The 19,495-nt window shown below is 61.4% G+C and carries 18 protein-coding genes; 3 read left to right on the forward strand and 15 right to left on the reverse strand.

Annotated features, from left to right (window positions below; translation table 11 throughout):
• Nucleotides 1-115 precede the first annotated feature (115 nt).
• Nucleotides 116-418 carry a GYD domain-containing protein gene (locus LJE93_01980; protein ID MCG6947669.1) on the forward strand — a complete coding sequence of 101 codons (303 nt, stop codon included), beginning with the start codon at nucleotides 116-118 and terminating at the stop codon, nucleotides 416-418.
• 60 nt (nucleotides 419-478) lie between these two features.
• Here the strand turns inward: LJE93_01980 and LJE93_01985 are convergent, their stop codons facing one another.
• Nucleotides 479-2,479, reverse strand: coding sequence for a DNA topoisomerase IV subunit A (locus LJE93_01985; protein ID MCG6947670.1), 2,001 nt, complete (start codon nucleotides 2,477-2,479; stop codon nucleotides 479-481).
• Between the two features lie 183 nt (nucleotides 2,480-2,662).
• Nucleotides 2,663-4,486, reverse strand: a complete 1,824-nt coding sequence (locus LJE93_01990) for a type IIA DNA topoisomerase subunit B (protein ID MCG6947671.1) — start codon at nucleotides 4,484-4,486, stop codon at nucleotides 2,663-2,665.
• A 180-nt stretch (nucleotides 4,487-4,666) separates the two neighbouring features.
• On the opposite strand from LJE93_01990, the gene LJE93_01995 reads away from it, so the two are divergent.
• Nucleotides 4,667-5,719 carry a DUF3187 family protein gene (locus LJE93_01995; GenBank protein ID MCG6947672.1) on the forward strand — a complete coding sequence of 351 codons (1,053 nt, stop codon included), beginning with the start codon at nucleotides 4,667-4,669 and terminating at the stop codon, nucleotides 5,717-5,719.
• Nucleotides 5,720-5,869: 150 nt separating this feature from the next.
• Here LJE93_01995 and LJE93_02000 read toward each other — a convergent pair whose 3' ends face one another.
• The 7 genes from LJE93_02000 to efp all read right to left on the reverse strand — a co-directional run bounded on the left by LJE93_02000 (nucleotide 5,870) and on the right by efp (nucleotide 13,926).
• A complete protein-coding gene (locus LJE93_02000; GenBank protein MCG6947673.1) occupies nucleotides 5,870-6,988 on the reverse strand; it encodes an alanine racemase in 1,119 nt (372 codons plus the stop codon).
• Nucleotides 6,989-7,094: 106 nt separating this feature from the next.
• Nucleotides 7,095-9,062, reverse strand: a complete 1,968-nt coding sequence (locus tag LJE93_02005) for an AMP-binding protein (protein MCG6947674.1) — start codon at nucleotides 9,060-9,062, stop codon at nucleotides 7,095-7,097.
• Nucleotides 9,059-9,793, reverse strand: coding sequence for a competence/damage-inducible protein A (locus LJE93_02010; GenBank protein ID MCG6947675.1), 735 nt, complete (start codon nucleotides 9,791-9,793; stop codon nucleotides 9,059-9,061). Before LJE93_02010 ends, LJE93_02005 begins: the two co-directional genes overlap by 4 nt.
• A gap of 112 nt (nucleotides 9,794-9,905) precedes the next feature.
• Complete coding sequence (locus LJE93_02015) at nucleotides 9,906-10,583, reverse strand: hypothetical protein (GenBank protein ID MCG6947676.1); 678 nt, start codon at nucleotides 10,581-10,583, stop codon at nucleotides 9,906-9,908.
• A 65-nt stretch (nucleotides 10,584-10,648) separates the two neighbouring features.
• A complete protein-coding gene (locus tag LJE93_02020) occupies nucleotides 10,649-12,286 on the reverse strand; it encodes a hypothetical protein (protein MCG6947677.1) in 1,638 nt (545 codons plus the stop codon).
• Nucleotides 12,287-12,325: 39 nt separating this feature from the next.
• Nucleotides 12,326-13,300: an EF-P lysine aminoacylase GenX gene (genX, locus tag LJE93_02025; protein ID MCG6947678.1), complete on the reverse strand. Its 975-nt coding sequence runs from the start codon at nucleotides 13,298-13,300 to the stop codon at nucleotides 12,326-12,328.
• Nucleotides 13,301-13,362: 62 nt separating this feature from the next.
• On the reverse strand, nucleotides 13,363-13,926 hold the full coding sequence (efp, locus tag LJE93_02030; protein ID MCG6947679.1) for an elongation factor P: 564 nt from the start codon (nucleotides 13,924-13,926) through the stop codon (nucleotides 13,363-13,365).
• 53 nt (nucleotides 13,927-13,979) lie between these two features.
• Between efp and epmB the strand changes: the two genes are divergently transcribed.
• On the forward strand, nucleotides 13,980-14,996 hold the full coding sequence (epmB, locus tag LJE93_02035) for an EF-P beta-lysylation protein EpmB (protein MCG6947680.1): 1,017 nt from the start codon (nucleotides 13,980-13,982) through the stop codon (nucleotides 14,994-14,996).
• 50 nt (nucleotides 14,997-15,046) lie between these two features.
• Here the strand turns inward: epmB and LJE93_02040 are convergent, their stop codons facing one another.
• The 6 genes from LJE93_02040 to LJE93_02065 all read right to left on the reverse strand — a co-directional run bounded on the left by LJE93_02040 (nucleotide 15,047) and on the right by LJE93_02065 (nucleotide 19,493).
• On the reverse strand, nucleotides 15,047-15,916 hold the full coding sequence (locus LJE93_02040; protein ID MCG6947681.1) for an amidinotransferase: 870 nt from the start codon (nucleotides 15,914-15,916) through the stop codon (nucleotides 15,047-15,049).
• Nucleotides 15,913-16,353, reverse strand: a complete 441-nt coding sequence (locus LJE93_02045; GenBank protein ID MCG6947682.1) for an NFACT RNA binding domain-containing protein — start codon at nucleotides 16,351-16,353, stop codon at nucleotides 15,913-15,915. Before LJE93_02045 ends, LJE93_02040 begins: the two co-directional genes overlap by 4 nt.
• A 108-nt stretch (nucleotides 16,354-16,461) precedes the next feature.
• Nucleotides 16,462-17,223, reverse strand: a complete 762-nt coding sequence (locus LJE93_02050; protein MCG6947683.1) for a hypothetical protein — start codon at nucleotides 17,221-17,223, stop codon at nucleotides 16,462-16,464.
• A 130-nt stretch (nucleotides 17,224-17,353) separates the two neighbouring features.
• A complete protein-coding gene (locus LJE93_02055) occupies nucleotides 17,354-17,662 on the reverse strand; it encodes an SUF system Fe-S cluster assembly protein (GenBank protein ID MCG6947684.1) in 309 nt (102 codons plus the stop codon).
• Between the two features lie 137 nt (nucleotides 17,663-17,799).
• Nucleotides 17,800-18,246: an SUF system NifU family Fe-S cluster assembly protein gene (locus LJE93_02060; protein ID MCG6947685.1), complete on the reverse strand. Its 447-nt coding sequence runs from the start codon at nucleotides 18,244-18,246 to the stop codon at nucleotides 17,800-17,802.
• The gene (locus LJE93_02065) at nucleotides 18,246-19,493 is read right to left on the reverse strand and encodes a cysteine desulfurase (GenBank protein MCG6947686.1); all 1,248 of its coding nucleotides are present in this window, start codon (nucleotides 19,491-19,493) and stop codon (nucleotides 18,246-18,248) included. Before LJE93_02065 ends, LJE93_02060 begins: the two co-directional genes overlap by 1 nt.
• Nucleotides 19,494-19,495: the final 2 nt, after the last annotated feature.

Consider the following 19,495-nt stretch of genomic DNA (forward strand, 5'->3'; position numbering starts at 1 on the left):
GTATCCAGCATCGAGCATCCAGCATCCAGAATCCCGACGAGTTTTCGCCACTGAAGTGTGCATCACGACGACCAAGGTATTATCTTTGAAACGAAAACCGAACAGGAGGTGCCCGATGCCGCGATTCGTCCTCATGACCCGTCTCGCTCCGGAGAGCCTGAAGGACGCAGATGTGCGTCGCGCCATGGGTAGGGCGTGGCTGAAGAAGGTCGAAGCCGCCTGTCCTGAGGTCGATTGGGTGGCACACTACGCCATCCTGGGCCCGTATGACTTCATGGACGTCTACGATGCTCCGTCGATCGAAACGGCCCACAAGGTCTCGCTGATCACCCGGGCCGAGGGAGCGGTCTCGGCCGAGAGTTGGCAGGCGCTGGAGTACGACGACTTCCTGAAATTGCTCGAAGAAGTCGAACCCTGAGCTGCGATTCACGTGGTTATGCCAGAACGTTTAAACGTTCGAACGTTTCAAGGTTGAACGTTAATCCTCGAACGGCAACGCGACGTCCTCGCCGTCCATTGCCGGCCGTGATTCTCCGCTGTTCGAGCCATTTCCGCCGTTGCCTCCGTTGTCGCCGTTCCTGATCCGTCTGACCTTGGAAGCTGGTTTGGACGCGAGGCGCCGTCCCCGGGCCGAGACGCCGGTTGGCTCGAGGATCGACAGGTCGAACTCCGCCTCGTGCACCCGCTGTCTCTTCTTGGGCACGAAGGTCACATGGATGACGTCATTGCAGTCGCCCGGGATCAGATAATCGACGCGGCCACTCTTGCCCTTGATGAGCTCGTACTCGCGATCGCGAATGAATGCCTTGATGTGGATCTTCTTGCCCCAGGCGATCTTGTCTTTGTCGCGGTACACGACGGTGAAGGGCGCGCCCTGCTCCTGGTCGAAAACCTCGGCGTGGATGGCCTTGTCCGGGATCAGCACCTTGTCATCGGGGCCGATAATCCGGAACGACCCGTCGCGGCTGACAATCAGGATGCGGTCATACTCGCTGACCGTGAACTGATACTTGGAGCCCTTGACCGCCGAGCCGAAGAAGCCGGTGTCCGGGTCGTACGAAACCTTTATGTTCTGGCGCGCAACCGCCCGCACGTCAACCGCCTGGAATGTCCCGATCTCCGATTGCCTGGGATAGAGCTCGCCGTAGGTCTCCAGCAGGTGCTCCAGGTAGACGATGGTGGTCGGTGTGAGCTTGCGGAGCTTGGCGCGGACACCCTTGATGGCCTTGACCGTGGTCTTGAGGTCCTTTCGGTTCCTGTCGATGTCGTACCGGGAGATTCGCCGGATCTGGATCTTGAGAAGTCCGTCGATGTCCTCGTCGGTGACCTCGCGCTCAAGCTCCTCGAGGTGGGGCTCGAGACCCGTGCGGACAGCTGACACGACTCCTTTCGCAGTCTTGGCTTTTTCGATCCTTTTGTAGACCCGGTTCTCGATGAATATCCGTTCGAGGTCGAGCCAGTGCTTGCGGTCGCCGAGCTGATCGAGCTCGTACTGGAGCTCGGCCTTGATCAGGCCGCGCAGCTGGTCGGTGAGATAGCAGAGGACTTCGGAAACCCCCATTTCGACGGGCTGCCGATCCTTGATCATCACCATGTTGGAAGTCAGTGAGATCTCGCAGTCGGTGTGGGCGTAGAGCTGGGGAATGACTTCGTCCGCGTAGACACCGCGCGGCAGTTCGACTTCGATTTCGACCTCGTCAGTGGTGAAGTCGTTGATCCCGCTGATCTTGACCTTGCCCTTCTGCGCGGCGGACTCGATCGACGCGATCAGGCTCTCGGTTGTGGTGCCGAAGGCGATCTCGCGGATCACGACCGTCTTCTTGTCGCGCTTGTTGACCCGTGCCCGCACCTTGATCTTGCCGACACCGTCGTCGTAGTCGCCGGTGTCGATGATCCCGCCGGTCGGGAAATCGGGATAGATTTCGAACGGCTCGTTCTTGAGGATCCTTATCTGCGCCTCGAGCAGCTCGCAGAAGTTGTGCGGGAGGATGCGGGTGGACATGCCGACCGCGATGCCCTCGGCACCGAGCATCAGCAACACCGGCAGTTTGGCGGGAAGCGCCACCGGTTCCTCATTGCGTCCGTCGTAGCTCGGGCGGTACTCGGTCAGAGCCTTGCGGAAGAGCGTTTCCTTGGCGAGATCGGTGAGCCGGCACTCGATGTAGCGCGGTGCTGCCGGCGAGTGCCCGGTCACCGGATTGCCGAAGTTCCCCTGTTTTTCGATGAAGTAATCCTTGTTCGCGAGCACGACAAGCGCGTCGCCGATCGAGGCATCTCCGTGGGGGTGGAGCTTCATGGTGTCACCGATGACGTTGGCGACCTTGTGGAACTTGCCGTCATCCATCTTCGAAAGGGTGGCAAGGATGCGGCGTTGAACAGGCTTCAGCCCGTCACGGATATCAGGAATCGCACGATCGACGATCACGTAGCTCGCGTACTCGATGAAGTTCTGGCCCATCAGTGGGGCGATGCGTGTCATTTCGGCTCCGGCATTTGCTGTGGGTGGTTCCAGGTGGTCGGCTTCGGCGACAGCGTGCCCCTTGTGCGGACACGAATTCGGAATTCGGAGTTAGGAATTAGGAATTCCCGAACTTCCCCCCGGCAGTACCCCACATCATTCTGAAACTCAAAACTCAAGACTCAAAACTCTCAACTTGCGACGTCACGCGATGTCCGCGATGAGGTTGTCGATAATGTACTCCTTACGGGCCGGAGTGTTCTTGCCCATGAAGAAGTCGAGCGCCCGCTTGACGTCGCCCAACGAGCCGGTCGTGACCCGCTTCATGTGGTCGTCGTCGGCGATGAACTGCTTGAACTCCGCAGGGGAGATCTCGCCGAGTCCCTTGAAGCGCGTAATCTCGTGATTGCGCAAGCGCTCGGCGGCCTCGTCTCGCTCGGCCTCGGAAAAGCAGTAAACGGTTTCCTGTTTGTTGCGCACCCGGAAGATCGGGGTCTCGAGGATGAAGACGTGGCCGGTGAAAACCAGCTCTTCGAAAAAGCGCAGGAAGTAGGTGAGCAGCAAGTTGCGGATGTGCATCCCGTCGACGTCCGCGTCGGTGGCGATGACCACTTTGTTGTAGCGCAGGCCCTCCATGTCCTCTTCGACACCGAGCGCCCGCATGATGTTGTAGAGCTCCTCGTTCTTGTAGACCGCCTCACGGCCGAGACCGTGGGTGTTGAGGGGCTTGCCTTTGAGCGAGTAGATGGCCTGGGTCTGAACGTCCCGGGCCTGGATCATGGCGCCGCCGGCCGAGTCGCCCTCGGTGAGGAAGATCGTCGTCTCCTCACGCCGGTCGCCCTTGACGTCCGAAAGGTGAACCTTGCAGTCGATCAGCTTGGGGATGCGGATTGCGACCTTCTTCGCCCGCTCCTTCGCCTCCTTCTTGATTGCCGACAGCTCCTTGCGCACTCTCTGGTTGTTCTTGACCTTCTCGAGAAGCTTTTCGGCCTCCTTGGGCTCCTTGTGGAGCCACAGAACCACCTGGTCCTTCACCGAGTTGACAATCCAGGAACGGATCTCGGTCGAACCGAGCTTGTTCTTGGTTTGGGACTCGAAGACCGGGTCCTGAATCTTGACCGCCACCGCACCAACCAGGCCGTCACGCACGTCTTCACCCGCGAAGCCGTTCTTGGCGAACTCGTTGACGCCCTTCAGCACGCCCTCACGAAATGCGCTCTGGTGGGTACCGCCGTCTTTGGTGTACTGGCCGTTGACGAAGCTGAAATATGTCTCTCCGTAGGCGTGGGTGTGAGTGAAGGCGAACTCGAGCCGGTCGAGCTTGCAGTGGAAGGCGTCGTAGACGGTCGGCTCGCCGCCGAGTTCGTAGGCCAGGAGGTCGGCGAGGCCGTTCTTCGACACATATTTTTCGCCGTTGTAGTCGAGGGTCAGGCCGCTGTTGAGAAAGGCGTAATAGCGGAGGCGATGCTCGAGATACTCCTCCTGCCAACCGTAGTCCTCGAATATCTCGGGATCGGGGATGAAGCGGATGAAGGTGCCGTTTCTCTCCTTGGCCTTCGAGCCGCCCTTCTCCTCCTTCTTCCTGCCCTTGCTGAAGAGGCCGCGCTTGAACTTGCCGTCGCGATAGCTGATGACCTCGAAATCGGACGACAGGGCGTTGACCGCCTTGTTGCCGACTCCGTTGAGTCCGACCGAGAACTGGAACACATCGTCGTTGTACTTGCCGCCGGTGTTGATCTTGGAGACACAGTCGATGACTTTGCCGAGTGGAATTCCACGGCCGTAGTCACGCACCGACACCTCGGGGCCATGGCGCTTGATGATGATGCGCTTACCGTGGCCCATGATGAACTCGTCAACGGCGTTGTCGATGACCTCCTTGAGCATCACGTAGATGCCGTCGGCCGGGTTCGATCCGTCGCCGATGCGGCCGATGTACATACCGGTGCGTAGCCGGATGTGCTCGAGAGCGTCCAGGGTCTGGATGGTCTTCTCGTCGTAAATGATTTCCTGTTTGGAATTCGCCATTTCGCCTCAGTTACACCCCTCGCCTGTGCCTAGAATAGCACCACGACCATTGGCTCGACAGAGTTTTGATGGACGTAGCCGGTTCTGAGAATGAACGCACACGCCGTGCGCGTCGCCAATGATAGCCTACCGTGGAATAGGGACGCCTGATTCTCAGGACGGACCCCTCGAAAGGAAGCAATGAAGCCCACTCGAAGACACCGCAGGATGTTCGCCTTGATTTTGGTGCTGGCGGTTGCCGCAACGGCAGCGGCCGAGGGTCAAGGGGACGGCACTGCAGCTGGAGCAGGTCATATCGGCTACGGGCCCTTCAGCCTTCGCGGTCAGTCGGCCTTCCAGGCACTGCGGCTCGGGATCCTGCCGAGATTGCCATCCAACCAGAGGCACGGCGAACACCAGCTGCAGATCGGCGCGACCTGGTCCAATATCTGGGTCATCGACGAAGAGTGGTTCGACCCGCAGAACGGGAGCTACGGCGACTACTTCCTCGATCATGAGACGCTCGATGCTCATGTTGCCTACGCCTACGGCGTCAGCGAAACGGTGCAGCTCGAAGTGGCGTACGAACAGCGGTGGCGGTTCGGCGGCAGCCTGGACGGACTTGTCGAAAATTTTCACGATCTGATCGGAATCAACCAGAACGGTCGGGATCTGGTTCCGCGCAACGGATTCGAAATCTACCTGGATCCCCTCGATGGGAACGGCGCGGTCCACCTCAACGATAGCTCGAAAGGGTCGTTTGCACGCAACGTCCTCGTGACCTTCAACCACGAGATCAGCCAGGGCACCGGCAACTGGCCGGCGATCTCGTATGCCGTGACCGCGCGTCACTCGGATGCTGACTCGGATGGCGGCTCGGGATGGGCCGCAGCGCTGTCGGCCGGAGCGTCCCGTCGTTTCGGGAAGTTCTACCTTTATATCGCCGCCGGCTATGAGCGGTATTCGGATGACACGTTTTACGGAATCGAGCTTCCCGGCTCACAGCTCACCATCCTCGCGGCCGCGGAGTGGCGGTTCAAGCCACGCATGTCCCTGGTCTTCGAGTGGCTACGGATGAAGGACGAGGAGACGAGCACGGATTTCTTCCCCGAGATCTCCAATCAGATCATTTTCGGTTGGAAATGGGAGGTGCGTCAATCCGGGGTGATCGAGGTCGGGATGCTCCAGAACGGCGTGCCCTTTGACGGGAGCCCTGATTTCGGGTGGCACGCGGCGTTCACGCAGCGATTCTGACCACCCGTCCGAACATTGGATCCTCGATGCTGGATGCTCGATGCTGGATCCGCCCATCCACCCGTGTTGACCCGATATGGCGAGTCAACTCGAACGATCGAGTATCGAGAAACGAGAATCGAGGATCAAGAACCGATGTTCGCGAAGCTCTCAGCGACCTCTCACCGGCTGCCACTCGTCCACCACCTCGGTACCGCGCAGGACGTGATAGCGGCCGAAGCAGGCTGAAGACAGGCAGGAATGGTTGGGGACGACGCGGATGCAAGTTCCGGGGCGGAGGGCCTCGACACCGGGGCCAGCCAGGGTCCCGTGCTCCTGGGTGAGTGCGACGAGGCGGAGGCCGGGTAGAGGGTGTTGGTCCCAGACAGTCACCGGCAGACCGTAACCGCACTCGGGATCGACATGGGTCGGACTCCTGTCCAAGCTCAGGGCGAGCGCACCGGCGTCGATGACGGCACGCGAGCGGTCCGGATCGACGCTGATCACGGTCGCCAGAACCGAAAAGGCCACGTCATCCACATCACAGCTGCCGATTGCGAGCTGGAAGGCATCGAAAAAGACGTAGTTTCCGGGCCGGACCTCTGTGATTTGGGTGAGGTCGTCGACTGCACGAATAGTCGGGGTCGAGCCGATGCTGACCTCGGGGATATCGACCCCAAGGTCGCGAATCTCGGCCGCGAATGCGGCCATCAGGTTTCGCTCTTCGCAGGCGATGTCGTACACCTCCGATCGAGAGCGCGCGGAGTAGGCGTGGCCGGCGTGAGTCAAGAGGCCGCGGAAATCGATGTGGTCGGAGTCCGCCAGCCGGCGTACCAGGAACTGTGCGACATCGGTCGCAGGGTCGACGCCTGACCGTCCACCGCCGCAATCGACCTCGAGCAGGACCGGAAGGTGTGTTCGTCGCGAGGATGCAATCTCTTCGATCGCTCGCGCGGTCTCGGGGTGATCCACCAGTAGATTCAGGCTGTGGATCTCGGCGTGAAGATCCGCCGCGTCGTTGATCTTCTGTGGAGCGACGGGCACCGCATAAGTAATGTCGCTGAAGCCTCGCGCGGCGAACGCGTGGGCCTCGGCCAGAGTCGACACGGTGATGCCGCCGAAATGGAGACCGGTTTGAATTCGGGCGATCTCCACGCACCTGTGGGTCTTGACGTGGGGACGCAACCGCACGCCGAGCCGCAGAGCCTTTTCCGCCATTCTCCTGGCATTCGCCTCGAGCCGATCGAGGTCGACCAGCGCGCACGGTGTCGACAGCGCGTCAACCTGCATTGGCGGAGAGTATCAGAGCGCGGCGACGTTCGAACGTTGACCGTCAAAACGTTTAAACGTTTCCCTCGTGGAATCCTCGGCGGTCGCCCTATCTCGGGCATTGCAGTTACTGGTACTTTCGGCGCAGCTCGCGGCGCACGAGCTTGTTGGAGGCGGTGCGGGGAAGGGATTCAACTACCACCAGATCGTGCAGCTTGAACAGGGGGTTGAGTTCCTGCGCGATGGTTGTGCCGAGGATTCTCTGCAAATCGTCCGGTGCACGGTCATCGGCAAGGACCGCGAAGACGACGAGCTGCTCAGCGCCTTCGCCTCCCGGCTGCACGCCTATCGCGGCCGCTTCGTATACCGATGGGTGACTCTCGATGACCCGCTCGATCTCGAGCGACGAAACCTTGATGCCACCGAGATTCATGGTGTCGTCGGCGCGGCCCTGGGCGCGGAAATACCCGCCCGGGAATCTGGCCACGAGATCTCCGTGGCGGCGCAGGACCTCTCCGTCGGGTCCGGCCGGGCATCCCTCGTAGTACACCTCGTCGTGGTCGCGGTTGAGCAATGTCTGCGAAAGCCCGATCGATGGAGGAACCAGGTACAGCTCGCCCTCCTCCCGCGCGGCTACGGGCTGTCCATCATCGTCGAGCACGACGAGGTCCAGACCGAGCGCCGGGGTCGTGAAACTGGCGGGGGAGGCGGGCTGAAGAACCGTACCGGTGAGGTGGCCGCCGCCGATCTCGGTGCCGCCGCAGTATTCGATAATCGGTGCGCGATAACCGGTGCGGCTCATGAGCCACAGGTAGTCCTGCCGATTGGAGGGCTCTCCGGTCGAGCTCAGAACGTTGATGCGGGACCAGTCGATGCCGTCACAGGCGCCCGAGTCGCGCCAGGCGCGCACTAATGACGGCACGACGCCGAGCATGCTGACGCCGACTTTCGCGACGAATTCGGCGAAGCCCCGTCCCGTAGGAACACCCTCGTAGAGGGCGATGCAGCCACGGTTGATGAGGGTGGCGTAGATCAACCACGGGCCCATCATCCAGCCGATGTTGGTCGGCCAGGCGACCACGTCGCCACGCTGGATGTCATGGTGGAAGTGGCCATCCATTGCGCACTTCATCGGCGTCAGATGGGTCCACGGGATGGCCTTCGGGTCGCCGGTCGTGCCCGAGGAGAACAGGATGTTGGTGATTGCTTCAGGATGTGCGGTAAGTGCCTCGAACTCGGTTTCGTCGCTCAGGAAATCCCACCATAGAATGTCTCCGTCGCGCAGGGACGCCACCGAGAAGTCCTCGGACGCGATCACGATCGCGCGCACGGAACCCGCGTCACGCACCGTGTCATAGAGCCCGATGGTGCGCGCGCCGCGCTCAAAGCTCGAAACAGTGATGATAGCGGCGGCATGCGATATCTCGAGACGGCGAGCGACCTCTGGAGCGGCGAAGCTGTCGGCGATCGAAACGACAACGCATCCAGCGCGAATGATTCCCAGATATGCGGCGACGCACTCGAGGTTCATCGGCATGTAGAGAGCGATGGCGTCGCCGGGTGAGAAGCCGGCAGCCGCGAGGCCGTTGGCGACCAGATTGGAGAGCATGTCGAGTTCATCGTAGGTGACCGCTTCCACCTGTTCGGATGCCTCGTGTCCGATGACGACGGCGATCTCGAATCCGTCGTCCGGGAAGCAGCTGGAAACAATGTTGAGCTCTGCGCCTGGGAGCCATCTTGGCTGCCGGGCGCCTGCGGAGATATCGAGAACCTGACTCGGCGGCCGGGAGAATACGACGCCGAGCCGATCGATGACTCGTTGCCAAAATTCGGCTCGGTTGGCGGAGGTCCAGCGGTGAAATGCGCGGTAGTCATCAAAACCGAGCTGGTTCATCAGCGCGGTGAGATTGGCGTGACGAACGCGGTCGTTCCCAGGCAACCAGACCGGCGGTGGGGGGAGAGAGAGATCGCGATTCGCGAAGATTTCGTTGAAACGTTCCCACTGCTCGTGAAAGGAGATTTCCGGATCTCGTTGGACGGTCTCGAGGTACCGCTGCCAGTTTTCCGCCTGTGGATCGTTGCCGAAATCCGTCAAGATCGTTCCACCCGCACGACCTCCTCGTCGTCCAGGAGGTCGAGCAATCGGTCGGTGGCGGTCTTCACGCATTCGACGTCGACGGACTCGATCGAGATCCAGAGCCGGTGGTCGAACCCCTCACCGAATCGGGGATAGGAGCCGATCTTGACCTCGGTGCATTCCTCAGCCACTTGGGCGAGCAACGGGGCGATCCGGCTCTCGTCCGAGTTCAGGAAGACTCCGTGTACCACCTTGGGTGTTCCGCTGAGCTCTCCACGGAGGCTCGGGAGCTTGGCTGCGAAGAGCCGGGGCACCCCTGGGAAGAGGTAGACGTTCTCGTAGACGACTAACGGCAGGAGACCGTCGTCGCCATGGAAGAGCCGCGAGCCCTCGGGCACGTCCGCCATCCGGAGGGCGGACTCTGTGAAGCGATCGCCCCAATAGCCGCGGATCATCTCCGCAATGTTCGGGTGGTTGACCACGCCGATCCCGAACGCCTGGGCGACGCCCTGTACCGTGCGGTCGTCGTGGGTCGGGCCAACACCTCCCGAGGTGATGACGATGTCGAATTTCTCCGAACAGGCTGCGACCTCCGCTGCGATGGACTCGAGATCGTCGCCGATGATGACGATCCGCTCGAGATCGATCCCGAGATCGGCGAGGAAATCGATCAGCAGCGGGGTGTTGACGTCGCGAACCTTGGCGCTGAGGATCTCGTCGCCGATGATGATCGCCGCTGCCGTGGTCATCCAGCGAGTATAACGCTGCCCACCCGCCCAAGACTGCCCACAGATGACACAGATATGCACAGATCCACACAGAATCGATCATCTGTGTCATATCTGTGGACGTAGATCGCTATTAGAAGATTTCGCCTCCGAAAAAGCGATCGTGGAAGAAGAGGAGAGCGACAAAAGCGGCCGTCGAAATGAGAGCGAGCGGGAACGAGAGTTCGTCGAGAGCGAGGCGGTTGCGACCACGGAGTATGGCACCGAAGGGCAGCACCGAGGTCTGTTTGCAGAACTCGGTGAACTCCTCACCCTTGTTCCGTTTATGGCGCGCGTCCAGGTGATACGGGCCGATGATCCCGACGACGACGAACGACCCGAAAAAGGCGATGTCGCCGACTGTCCCGTTGGCCAGGAGGTGGGCCAGGCCCCAGAGGGCGAGGCCCATGTTCATCGGGTGGCGGGTGACACGGAGGATGCCGCGGGCCTCGGCCTTGGCCGGCATCATGCCGGCCGGGCTCGGTGTCGCCAGGAGCTGGAAGAGGAGGAAAAGCCCGAAGAACACCAACACGCCCGCGATGGTCCTCTCGGTCCAAAACGGAAGCTCCCACAGCACCGCACCGAGGTGCCGGTTCTGCCACCAGAGAACCGCGGCCGGACCGAGGGTCAGGAAGGACACCACCGAGTAGAGTCCTCGGAACGGCCACTCGCCGATCGTGTCCACCACACCGTGCCGGATCGGGTCGTGCGACAGCCCGAGGTGGGTCACCACGAAAAGGGCCGAGAACAGGACGACCAGTGTGAGGGTCATGGGGGGAGTATAGCTTTGTTGAATTAGGAATTAGGAATTAGGAATTAGGAATGGAAGAAATCGCTTCAGTCCGATTCCTCCGGGAGGAAGAGCATTTCGATTGTGGCGTCAGGGGGTGGGAGAGCGGGGACTCCCGGCTCGCGATGCCAGTTGCCCGATTTCGAGAGGTACGTGTCGAGTGCTTCATCGTAGGCGCCACCGATCAAGCGGATGCTCTGACCCACGCGCGAGGCCGACCACACCGGGCCCCGGGTCACCGACCACACGACCCGGCAGTACTCCTCGAGGTCGGGGTCTTCGAGCGACAGATGCCCGGACTGGAGGCTGTCCTCGTAGCCCTTCGGGATGCGTCGTTCGAAATGGCCGATCCTCGACTCCGACATCGCAGGCAAATGGCTCAGTAGGGGATCGCCGAGGGCGTTGACGTCGAGAACGTGAACGTTCGGCCCGCCGTAGTAACCGACCACTCCAACCGCGATCGCCCGCATGACCGAATGGCCGGTCTCACCGAGCCCCCGCGCAGCGCGAACCCAGGAAACCCTTTGGATCGGGCGGCCGTCGTGGAGTGCCGCGAGGGAGAGTGCAGGCGCATAGACTCGTCGTTCGTCGGCGATTCCGTTGCGGCTGATGTTGTCCCTCACAAACCCGTCGAATCCGATGACGTGAAAGAAGACCAGGATCACAGCTGCGGCGCACACGCCTGGGAATCTGTCGGACAGCGGCCTCTCCTCTTTACCGTTGGCGCGGATCGACTCGACCACGGCGAGAAACACAGGGACCGCAAAGAACCGCCCGCTCATGAAATCGCCGCCGATGATGACGATGTAGACCAGGTAAAGGACAATTCCGGCGGCAGCCAGACGGGCTTGGAGATCCCCGCGGCGAACGATCAGGATGAGGAGGCAGGTGACAAGCCCGACCGCCCCGGCCGGGTCACGGAGAACGAAGTCGACGGCGTATTGAAGCCCCTGGAGGACCCTGCCGAAGAACGGCAGACCCGTGTTCAGTTTTGCCAGCGCGGTGTTCGGGACCAGGCTGCCATAGTAGACCAACGAAAAGGTCTCCCAGAGGGCGAAGACTGCTGCTGCTGCGGCCACCGGTACCGTTGCCCGACGGATGCCCTTCCTGCACACCCAGGCAATGCAAAGAGGGGCCACGATGAGCACGAAGTCTTGGCGGGTCAGTACCACGGTGGCCGCCAGCAGGGGCACCCAGCGGTCCCAACGACTCCATTCGGGTCGAAGGCCTCCGCACGCCAGGATCAACAGGACGAGCAGGAGATAGGCGAGAGGGCCCTCGAGACCGGAGGTTGCGAACTGCACCACTGCCTTCGAGGCCGGAATCAACAGCGCGAGGAGCACGAGATCGAGCTCGTTGCGGTGGGGTCTGGGCACGATGAGGGCGAAGGCCATGATCGAAAGGAAGACGGATAGCCATATTGCGGCCAGCGGCAGATTCGAAAAGACGCCGCCGACGACAACCAGTACAAGACACCAGAGCGGGTGGGTGAAGACCTGAACACGATCGACAACGTTCCATCGGAGCCCAAAGCCGTTGTGAATGTTGTCGACCACCCTGAAGGTGATGAAGGCGTCATCGCACAGCCACGCGTCGCGGATCACCAGCCAGGCGAAGACAGCGATCACGGCAATGAAGACGGCCCAGCGGATGTGGCGTTGCGAGAGGGGGGATTCTCCGTTCACGACGACTCAATGGTAACGGAAGTCGGAGGCGGAGAGGAGTCAGGCCCGATCGATCGGGAACGATACGACCTTTGAGAGGTCGCGGGTGCCGGAGGCCACCATGAGCAGGCGATCGACGCCGAGAGCCACGCCCGCGCATTCCGGCAAGCCGTGCGCGAGAGCGGCGAGCAGGCGCCCATCTACCGGAATCTCGGGCAGTTCTCGCCCTGTTCTCGCCTCGAGGTCCGCCTCGAATCGGCGCTGCTGCTCCGCCGGATCCGTCAGCTCATGGTAGCCGTTTGCGAGCTCGACGCCCTCGACGAAGACCTCGAAGCGCTCCGCAAACGGTGGGTCGCCGTCCCGCACCCTGGCCAGGGCCGCCTGCGATGCCGGGTAGTCATGAATGATCGTCGGCTGGCAGTGGCCGAGCCTGGGTTCGATGACGTGCGTCAACACGAGGTCGAGCAAATCGTCCCTCGACAGATCAGCGAAGTTCTCGACGCCGAACTCTTCGACCAGTCGCCGAAGTGCATCATCCGTGTCGGCGAATGGGTTGACATTTGCGTAGCGCTCGAAGGCCTCGGTGTAGGTGATGCGTTCAGACGATCTACTACCGAGGAGAAACGCCAACAGTGCGTCGATTTCATCCATGAGGTGATAGTGGTCCCATCCGGGGCGGTACCATTCAAGGATCGTAAATTCCGGGTTGTGGCGGCTTCCGGCCTCGCCATCACGAAATGCCTTACAGACCTGGAATATCGGACCGCTATCAGCAGCCAGAAGCCTCTTCATCGCGAACTCGGGTGAGGTCTGGAGGTAGAGCGTGCGGCCGTCAGCGGCTCCAGGCCCCCTGTACTGGCAGCTCAGGGCGTGGAGGTGGAGGTCGGTGACCGGGGCCGAGCCGAGGAGCGGCGTTTCGACCTCCATCACACCTCGTTCGGAAAAGAAGGTGCGGATCTTGGCGAGGATCTGGGCGCGAAGGCGGAGAGCATCCTCGGAAGCTGTCGGGCGCCAATCAGGCGGCAGGTCGACCATTGATGCTCACGGTAGGAAAGGTTCTCACGTTCAAACGCCGAAACGTTCCAACGTTGGTTCCGTTAGGCGCGAGAGACATATTCCCCGGTGCGAGTATCCACCTTGATTTTCTCGCCGATCTGGACGAAAAGCGGTACACGGATGACCGCACCCGTCTCGGTGGTCGCGGGTTTATTGCCGCCGGAAGAGGTATCGCCCTTGACTCCGGGATCGGTTTCGGTGATCTCGAGGATGACGAAATTGGGGGGCGTGACGACGATCGGATTGCCTTCCCACAAGGTCACCATGCAGAGATCCTCCTCCTTGAGCCACTGCTGAGAATCACCGACCGCGTTGCTGTCGGCTTCGACCTGCTCGTAGGACTCCTGGTCCATGAAGGTCCAGGTGCGTCCGTCCGTGTAAAGGTACTGCATCTCTTTTTCCATCACGTCGGCGCCTTCGAAGGAGTCAGATGCCTTGAGCGTCTTTTCGTTGACTCGCTCTGTCTTGAAGTTCTTGTACTTGACCTTGGTGAAGGCCTGGCCCTTGCCCGGCTTGACGAAATCGGTGCCGACGATCACGCACGGGTCTCCGTCGACCATGATCTTGAGTCCGACCTTGACCTGATTCATGTTGTAGGAAGCCATATTTCGATCTCCTTGCTTGCGCCGATCATACCGAAGCTGCGAGACTGAGCCGGATGAAACGGAAGCATGAAGCCCCCTGGTCAACCGGCGCATGGAGGAAGCAGCTCGCCGATGTCATTACCGACGTGGGCGAGCTGCTGCAGATCCTCGAGCTCCAAGGCGGCACTCCGACGGGAATACCCTCCGCCCTGCGCAGATTCCCGCTCAGGGTACCACGTGCGTTCGTCGATCGGATGCGGCGAGGTGACCCTGCTGATCCGTTGCTGAGACAGGTCCTGCCGATTCTCGAGGAGGATCGCAAAGTGCCGGGTTTCACCACCGATCCTGTCGGCGAGTTGGTGTCGCCGCCTCGAGACGCCGTGCTCCAGAAATACCGCGGGCGCGCGCTGCTCATGGTCACAGGCACCTGTGCAGTCCACTGCCGCTACTGTTTCAGGCGCCATTCTCCCTGTGCCGACCGTGAAACAGTTGCACGGGTTTTCGATGCTGCGATCCGCAGGATCGCCGCAGATCCAACGATCGCCGAAGTCATCCTCTCCGGCGGAGATCCGCTGACCCTGCCCGATACCGAACTTGGAGTGCTGGCGATGCGGCTGGCAGCGTTGCCGAACGTCCGGCGGCTGCGGATCCACAGCAGGATGCCAATCGTATTACCACAGAGGGTGGACACGAGACTCACGACCTGGATTGGTGGCCTTGAGGTGCCGGCAATCGTCGTGGTGCACGTCAACCACGCCAACGAGATCGATGATGACGTGCGGCGCGCCCTTGCCGCGCTGGCTGCGACCGGAGCGATCCTGCTCAACCAGGCGGTGCTGCTCCGAGGCGTCAATGACACGGCGGATGTGCTTTCGAACCTCAGCCAATCACTTTTCGACGCCGACGTGCTGCCCTACTACCTCCACATGCTGGACGCGGTAGAAGGAGCAGCCCACTTTCGGGTGCCGGACGAGGCGGCGAAGAACCTCTACGGGGAGCTGACCGCGAGGCTGCCGGGCTACCTGGTGCCGAAGCTGGTGCGGGAGGTCCCGGGCGCACCCGCCAAGATCGGCGTGGACCTTTGGTCGTGAATCGTTCGAACGTTGCAACGTCGAACGTTCAAACGTCAAACGTTAGGCGTTCAAATGTGTGAACGCAGAATCGGCCGCGTGAGGCACGTGGCTCCGCCCTCGGCCTTGAGTGAAAGCTCCTTACCGCGGTAAGTGAGCACCTCGCAGCCGGCGGCTTCGAGTCGTTTCCTGGTGACTGGATTCCCTTCGATCATCAGACACTTTCGCGGCGCCAGGGCGAGCACGTTCGGGCCCATGGTTGGATACTCCTCGTCGGGGACCTCGACCAGGTCGATGCCACGTTCCGCGAGAGCCTCGACGAACGGCACCGGCAGCAGGGGGAGATAGACCACCGCCAGATCGAGGTCCAGCATGGAAATGAACGACATCAGGTGGAGACAGGATTCGGGTCCGTCTCCGTGCGGCAGCTGCACCTCGAGGGTTTCGGCGCCGAGCGGCCGGAGAGCGGCGGTGAGTTGGCGCAGACCTTCTGTGTTGGTCCGGTAACCGCGGCCGACGGCCAGGGTGTCGTGGTCCAGCCACATGAGATCGCCGCCCTCGGCTGTGGCCTCGCCTTCGAGGGTGGTAAGGGTCGGCACTCCCAGTTCTTCCAGAGTCGCTCCGATCGCGATTTCTTCGCCGCGCCGCTGCTTCTTGCCCATGCGCAGGATGATCGACCCCTCGTCGGTGATGATCACCGGGTCATGGGTGAAGATGCTGTCGGCGAGCTCGGGCAAGGGGGTGTCGTGATAGAGCACTTCACAGCCCGCTTGGCGGAGTGTGGCGACCAGATCGTCGTGCTCTCGTTGCGCTTCCGGGAGATTGGGCTGCGATATGTAATGCCATTGATCCGGGTCCGCATTTCCGAAGGCTTCGTCGGGGCGTCGAACCAGGACCCGTCGAAGCGGATCGACCATGCTCTGACATCCGTACGCTTTCACGGTTTTTCCTCCTCATCGAGCCGTCGGGGTCTGGCATATATGGTCGTGAAGCGCCGCAGGCGGACTTTGCCCGGTGCGAGGCCACGCGACTTGCTGACGTCCCCGGCGCGCGCCATGTGGACCGCAACCTTGCCGCCGCGACGAGCTTTGGAGTATGCGGCGGCCAACGCGGCGGCGAAGCGCTTGGTTTCGCGCGGCGGCGCATCGAGTCGGTCCGGGTTACGAACCACGACGTGCGAGCCGGACTCGCCGGCGACGTGAAACCAGAAGTCTCCTGGGGCCGCGAGCTTGAGTGACAAGACATCATTGTCGCGGGCTGTCCGGCCGACAAGGATGATCATACCGTCCGGGCTTTTCGCTACCCGAGCGACCGATTTCCCCCGCCAGATCCCGGCATCTGGGTCGGTTTCGCCTCGAGGCTCGTTGACTTTTCCCACGCCCGTATCTTATCCGCTCCCGATTCCGCTCCCGATTCCGACCGAATGAAGAGGCGAGTGAGTCCTTTGGCTGGCCATCGGGATCGGGTGCGGGATCGAACGGGCGGATCAGCGGCGATCATGGAAAACCGGCGCGATCAGCGCCGGATCATCGCTCATGATTCCGGTCGCTCCGAGGTCCAGTAGCCGGCGCGCTTCGTCTGGATCGTCCACCACCCAGTATTCGACCCGTAGACCGAGATCCCGGCAACGTCTGATGAACGACCCGCCATCGAGTCGGATTCCGCCCCTTGCCACCGGGATGTGAGCGGCATCGCCCTTGATGTGGCGTTTCGCCAACGCGCCAGGGAGAAAACGAACCAACGCGACTTCCTGCTTCGACAGGGTCGTTCTCCCCGGATAGCCGAGTGCGCGGATTCGGTTGACGACCGGGGTGCTGAAGCTTGCCAGCGTCACTCGCTGCTCAGCGTTGTGCCGGGCCACTACCTCGAGCAGGCCGGGAACCACCCGGGGATCGTTCGGCTTGAGGTCGACGCTCATCGGCACGTCCGGGAAGGCCTCCAATGTTTCCGACAGGGTCGGCACGCTATGGTCGACGAGATCGGCGCACTCGAACCCGGCCCCTACATTCCAACTCCTCACTTGGGCCAGAGTACAGGTTCTGATCTGCTCGCTGACGCCGGCCATTCGCTGGCCATCATCGTCGTGTGCGACCACGAAGTGGCCGTCCGCCGTCGGGTGGACATCGAGCTCCAGTGCATTCGCGCCGTCCGCCAGCGCCCGCTCGAAGGCCGGCAGGGTGTTCTCCGGTAGACGAGCGCGTGCTCCTCGGTGGCCGTAGAGCCGAAGTTTGAACTGTTTCGTGTTCATTGAATGACTATTAAAACACCGCAGCCTCTAATTGGAAATTGAGAATCAGAAAGTCGAAGGGCCACCCACTCGTGACGCGCGATGGTGAGGAGAGTTCAGAATTCCGAATTCAGAATTCCGAAATCCGAATTCAAAACATGCCGAGCTCGAGCTTGGCGGCTTCGGACATCATGTCCGGGTCCCAAGGCGGGTCCCAGGTGATCTCGACCGTGGCCGATGTGACACCCTCGATCGCCGCTACCTTCTCTTCGACCTCGGGCGGCAGGCTTTCAGCAACGGGGCACATCGGCGAGGTCAGGGTCATGAGCACGTGGATGTTGGCCTCGTCATCAACGTTGACCTCGTAGATCAGACCGATCTCGTAGATGTTGACGGGAATCTCGGGGTCGAAAATCGTTTTCAAAACGCCGATGATTTGATCGCGCAGGGTAGAACTCATTGTCGTGCTGATCCCGAATTAGGAATTAGGAATTAGGAATGAGGAATTAGGAATGCCGCCCACAAACCCGAGACGATGGCGGGGAGTCACGACGCCCGAAGGGCGTCCGTAATTCCTAATGCCTAACTCCTCATTCCTCATTCTGTTGTCACCGACTCGTCGTCGCCATCCATAGCAGCGTTGAGCGTGTGCCAGGCGAGGGTGGCGCACTTGACTCGGACCGGGTACTCGCGCACGCCCTCGAAGACCTGCAGCTTGCCGAGTTCGACCCCCTGCTCCTTGGCGACGCCGGTGAGCATGTCATGGAAGCCGTCGAAGATCTCCTTGACCTCGGCCACTGACCTGCCCTTGACCGATTCGGTCATCAGCGAGGTCGAGGCGGTGCAGATGGCGCAGCCCTCACCCTGGAAGCTGATCTCCTCGATAACCCCGTCCTCGATCCGCAGGTAAACCTTGACTGTGTCGCCGCAGAGCGGGTTGTGGCCGTCGGCAGTTCGTGTCGCGCAGTCCATGACGTAGCAGTTCCGCGGCTTCTTGTTGTGATCGAGGATGATTTCCTGGTAGAGCTCGCGCATGTCGGACATCAGCCGAAGACCTCCTGGACTTTTTTCAGCCCTGTCACGAGTGCGTCGATTTCGCGCTCGGTGTTGTAAAGAGCGAATGAAGCCCTCACGGTCGCCGACAATCCGTAGCGAGCCATCACCGGCTGTGCGCAGTGGTGGCCGGCGCGGACGGCGACGCCCTCGCTGTCGAGGATGGTCCCGATATCGTGAGGGTGGATACCGTCGACGACGAAGGACAGGACCGACGCCTTGTCGCGAGCCGTTCCAACAAGCCGGACGCCGGGCACCTCGAGCACCGCCTCGGTGGCGGCGGCCAGCAACTCGGCTTCGTGAGCGGCAACCGCGTCGAGCCCGATATCCTCGAGATACATCAGCGCAGCCGCGAAGCCGATTGCGCCTTCGATGTTGGGCGTGCCGGCCTCGAAGCGGTGAGGTGGCTCGGCGTAGGTGGTGCGGTCGAAGCTCACCGACAGGATCATGTCGCCGCCGCCCTGATAGGGCACCATGTCGAGCAGATGCTCGCGCTTGCCGTAAAGAGCGCCGATACCGGTCGGCCCGTAGGCCTTGTGGGCCGAACAGACGAAGAAGTCACAGTCGAGGTCCCTGACGTCGACCGATAGATGAGGCAGCGCCTGAGCACCGTCGACCAGAACCGGTACGCCGCGGTGGTGGGCGATCTTGATGATCTCGCGCACCGGGTTGATCGTTCCGAGGGCGTTGGAGACGTGGACGATTCCGACGATTCTGGTGCGCTCTGACAGTAGCTTCTCATACTCATCGAGCACGATGTCCCCGTCGTCGTCGATCGGGATCACCTTGAGATTGGCGCCCTTCTCCTCGCACAGAAGCTGCCAGGGCACGATGTTGGAGTGGTGCTCCATATGGGATATCAGGATCTCGTCGCCAGCCTCGAGTCGGGGGCGAAGAAAGCTCCAGGCGACCAGGTTGATGCCTTCGGTGGTCGAACGCGTGAAGACAATCTCGCGACTGTCGGCCGCCCCGAGGTGAGTCTTGATCGTTGTCCGGGCCTGTTCGTAGGCGACCGTGGCACGTTGCGACAGCAGGTGAACGCCTCGATGCACGTTCGAGCAATCACGCTCGTAGAAGCTGCGAACGGCATCGATGACTGCCCGCGGTTTTTGGGTTGTGGCAGCGTTGTCGAGATACGCGAGTGGGTGACCGTGCGATTCCTGGTGGAGCGCCGGGAAGTCGGAACGAATCTTCTCGACATCGAGGGTCGTCGCGCCGGCCGCGGTCGCGGTTGATATGG

It is taken from the genome of Acidobacteriota bacterium (assembly GCA_022340665.1).
Lineage (GTDB): Bacteria > Acidobacteriota > Thermoanaerobaculia > Thermoanaerobaculales > Sulfomarinibacteraceae > Sulfomarinibacter.

What these genes read in the sequence shown, in the direction of transcription:
- LJE93_02055 (MCG6947684.1), bottom strand. Translation starts at nt 17,662, where the DNA reads ATGAGTTCTACCCTGCGCGATCAAATCATCGGCGTTTTGAAAACGATT.
- LJE93_01985 (MCG6947670.1), bottom strand. Translation starts at nt 2,479, where the DNA reads ATGACACGCATCGCCCCACTGATGGGCCAGAACTTCATCGAGTACGCG.
- LJE93_02000 (MCG6947673.1), bottom strand. Translation starts at nt 6,988, where the DNA reads ATGCAGGTTGACGCGCTGTCGACACCGTGCGCGCTGGTCGACCTCGAT.
- LJE93_01990 (MCG6947671.1), bottom strand. Translation starts at nt 4,486, where the DNA reads ATGGCGAATTCCAAACAGGAAATCATTTACGACGAGAAGACCATCCAG.
- LJE93_01980 (MCG6947669.1), top strand. Translation starts at nt 116, where the DNA reads ATGCCGCGATTCGTCCTCATGACCCGTCTCGCTCCGGAGAGCCTGAAG.
- LJE93_01995 (MCG6947672.1), top strand. Translation starts at nt 4,667, where the DNA reads ATGAAGCCCACTCGAAGACACCGCAGGATGTTCGCCTTGATTTTGGTG.
- LJE93_02060 (MCG6947685.1), bottom strand. Translation starts at nt 18,246, where the DNA reads ATGTCCGACATGCGCGAGCTCTACCAGGAAATCATCCTCGATCACAAC.
- epmB (MCG6947680.1), top strand. Translation starts at nt 13,980, where the DNA reads ATGAAACGGAAGCATGAAGCCCCCTGGTCAACCGGCGCATGGAGGAAG.
- genX (MCG6947678.1), bottom strand. Translation starts at nt 13,300, where the DNA reads ATGGTCGACCTGCCGCCTGATTGGCGCCCGACAGCTTCCGAGGATGCT.
- efp (MCG6947679.1), bottom strand. Translation starts at nt 13,926, where the DNA reads ATGGCTTCCTACAACATGAATCAGGTCAAGGTCGGACTCAAGATCATG.
- LJE93_02010 (MCG6947675.1), bottom strand. Translation starts at nt 9,793, where the DNA reads ATGACCACGGCAGCGGCGATCATCATCGGCGACGAGATCCTCAGCGCC.
- LJE93_02015 (MCG6947676.1), bottom strand. Translation starts at nt 10,583, where the DNA reads ATGACCCTCACACTGGTCGTCCTGTTCTCGGCCCTTTTCGTGGTGACC.
- LJE93_02050 (MCG6947683.1), bottom strand. Translation starts at nt 17,223, where the DNA reads ATGAACACGAAACAGTTCAAACTTCGGCTCTACGGCCACCGAGGAGCA.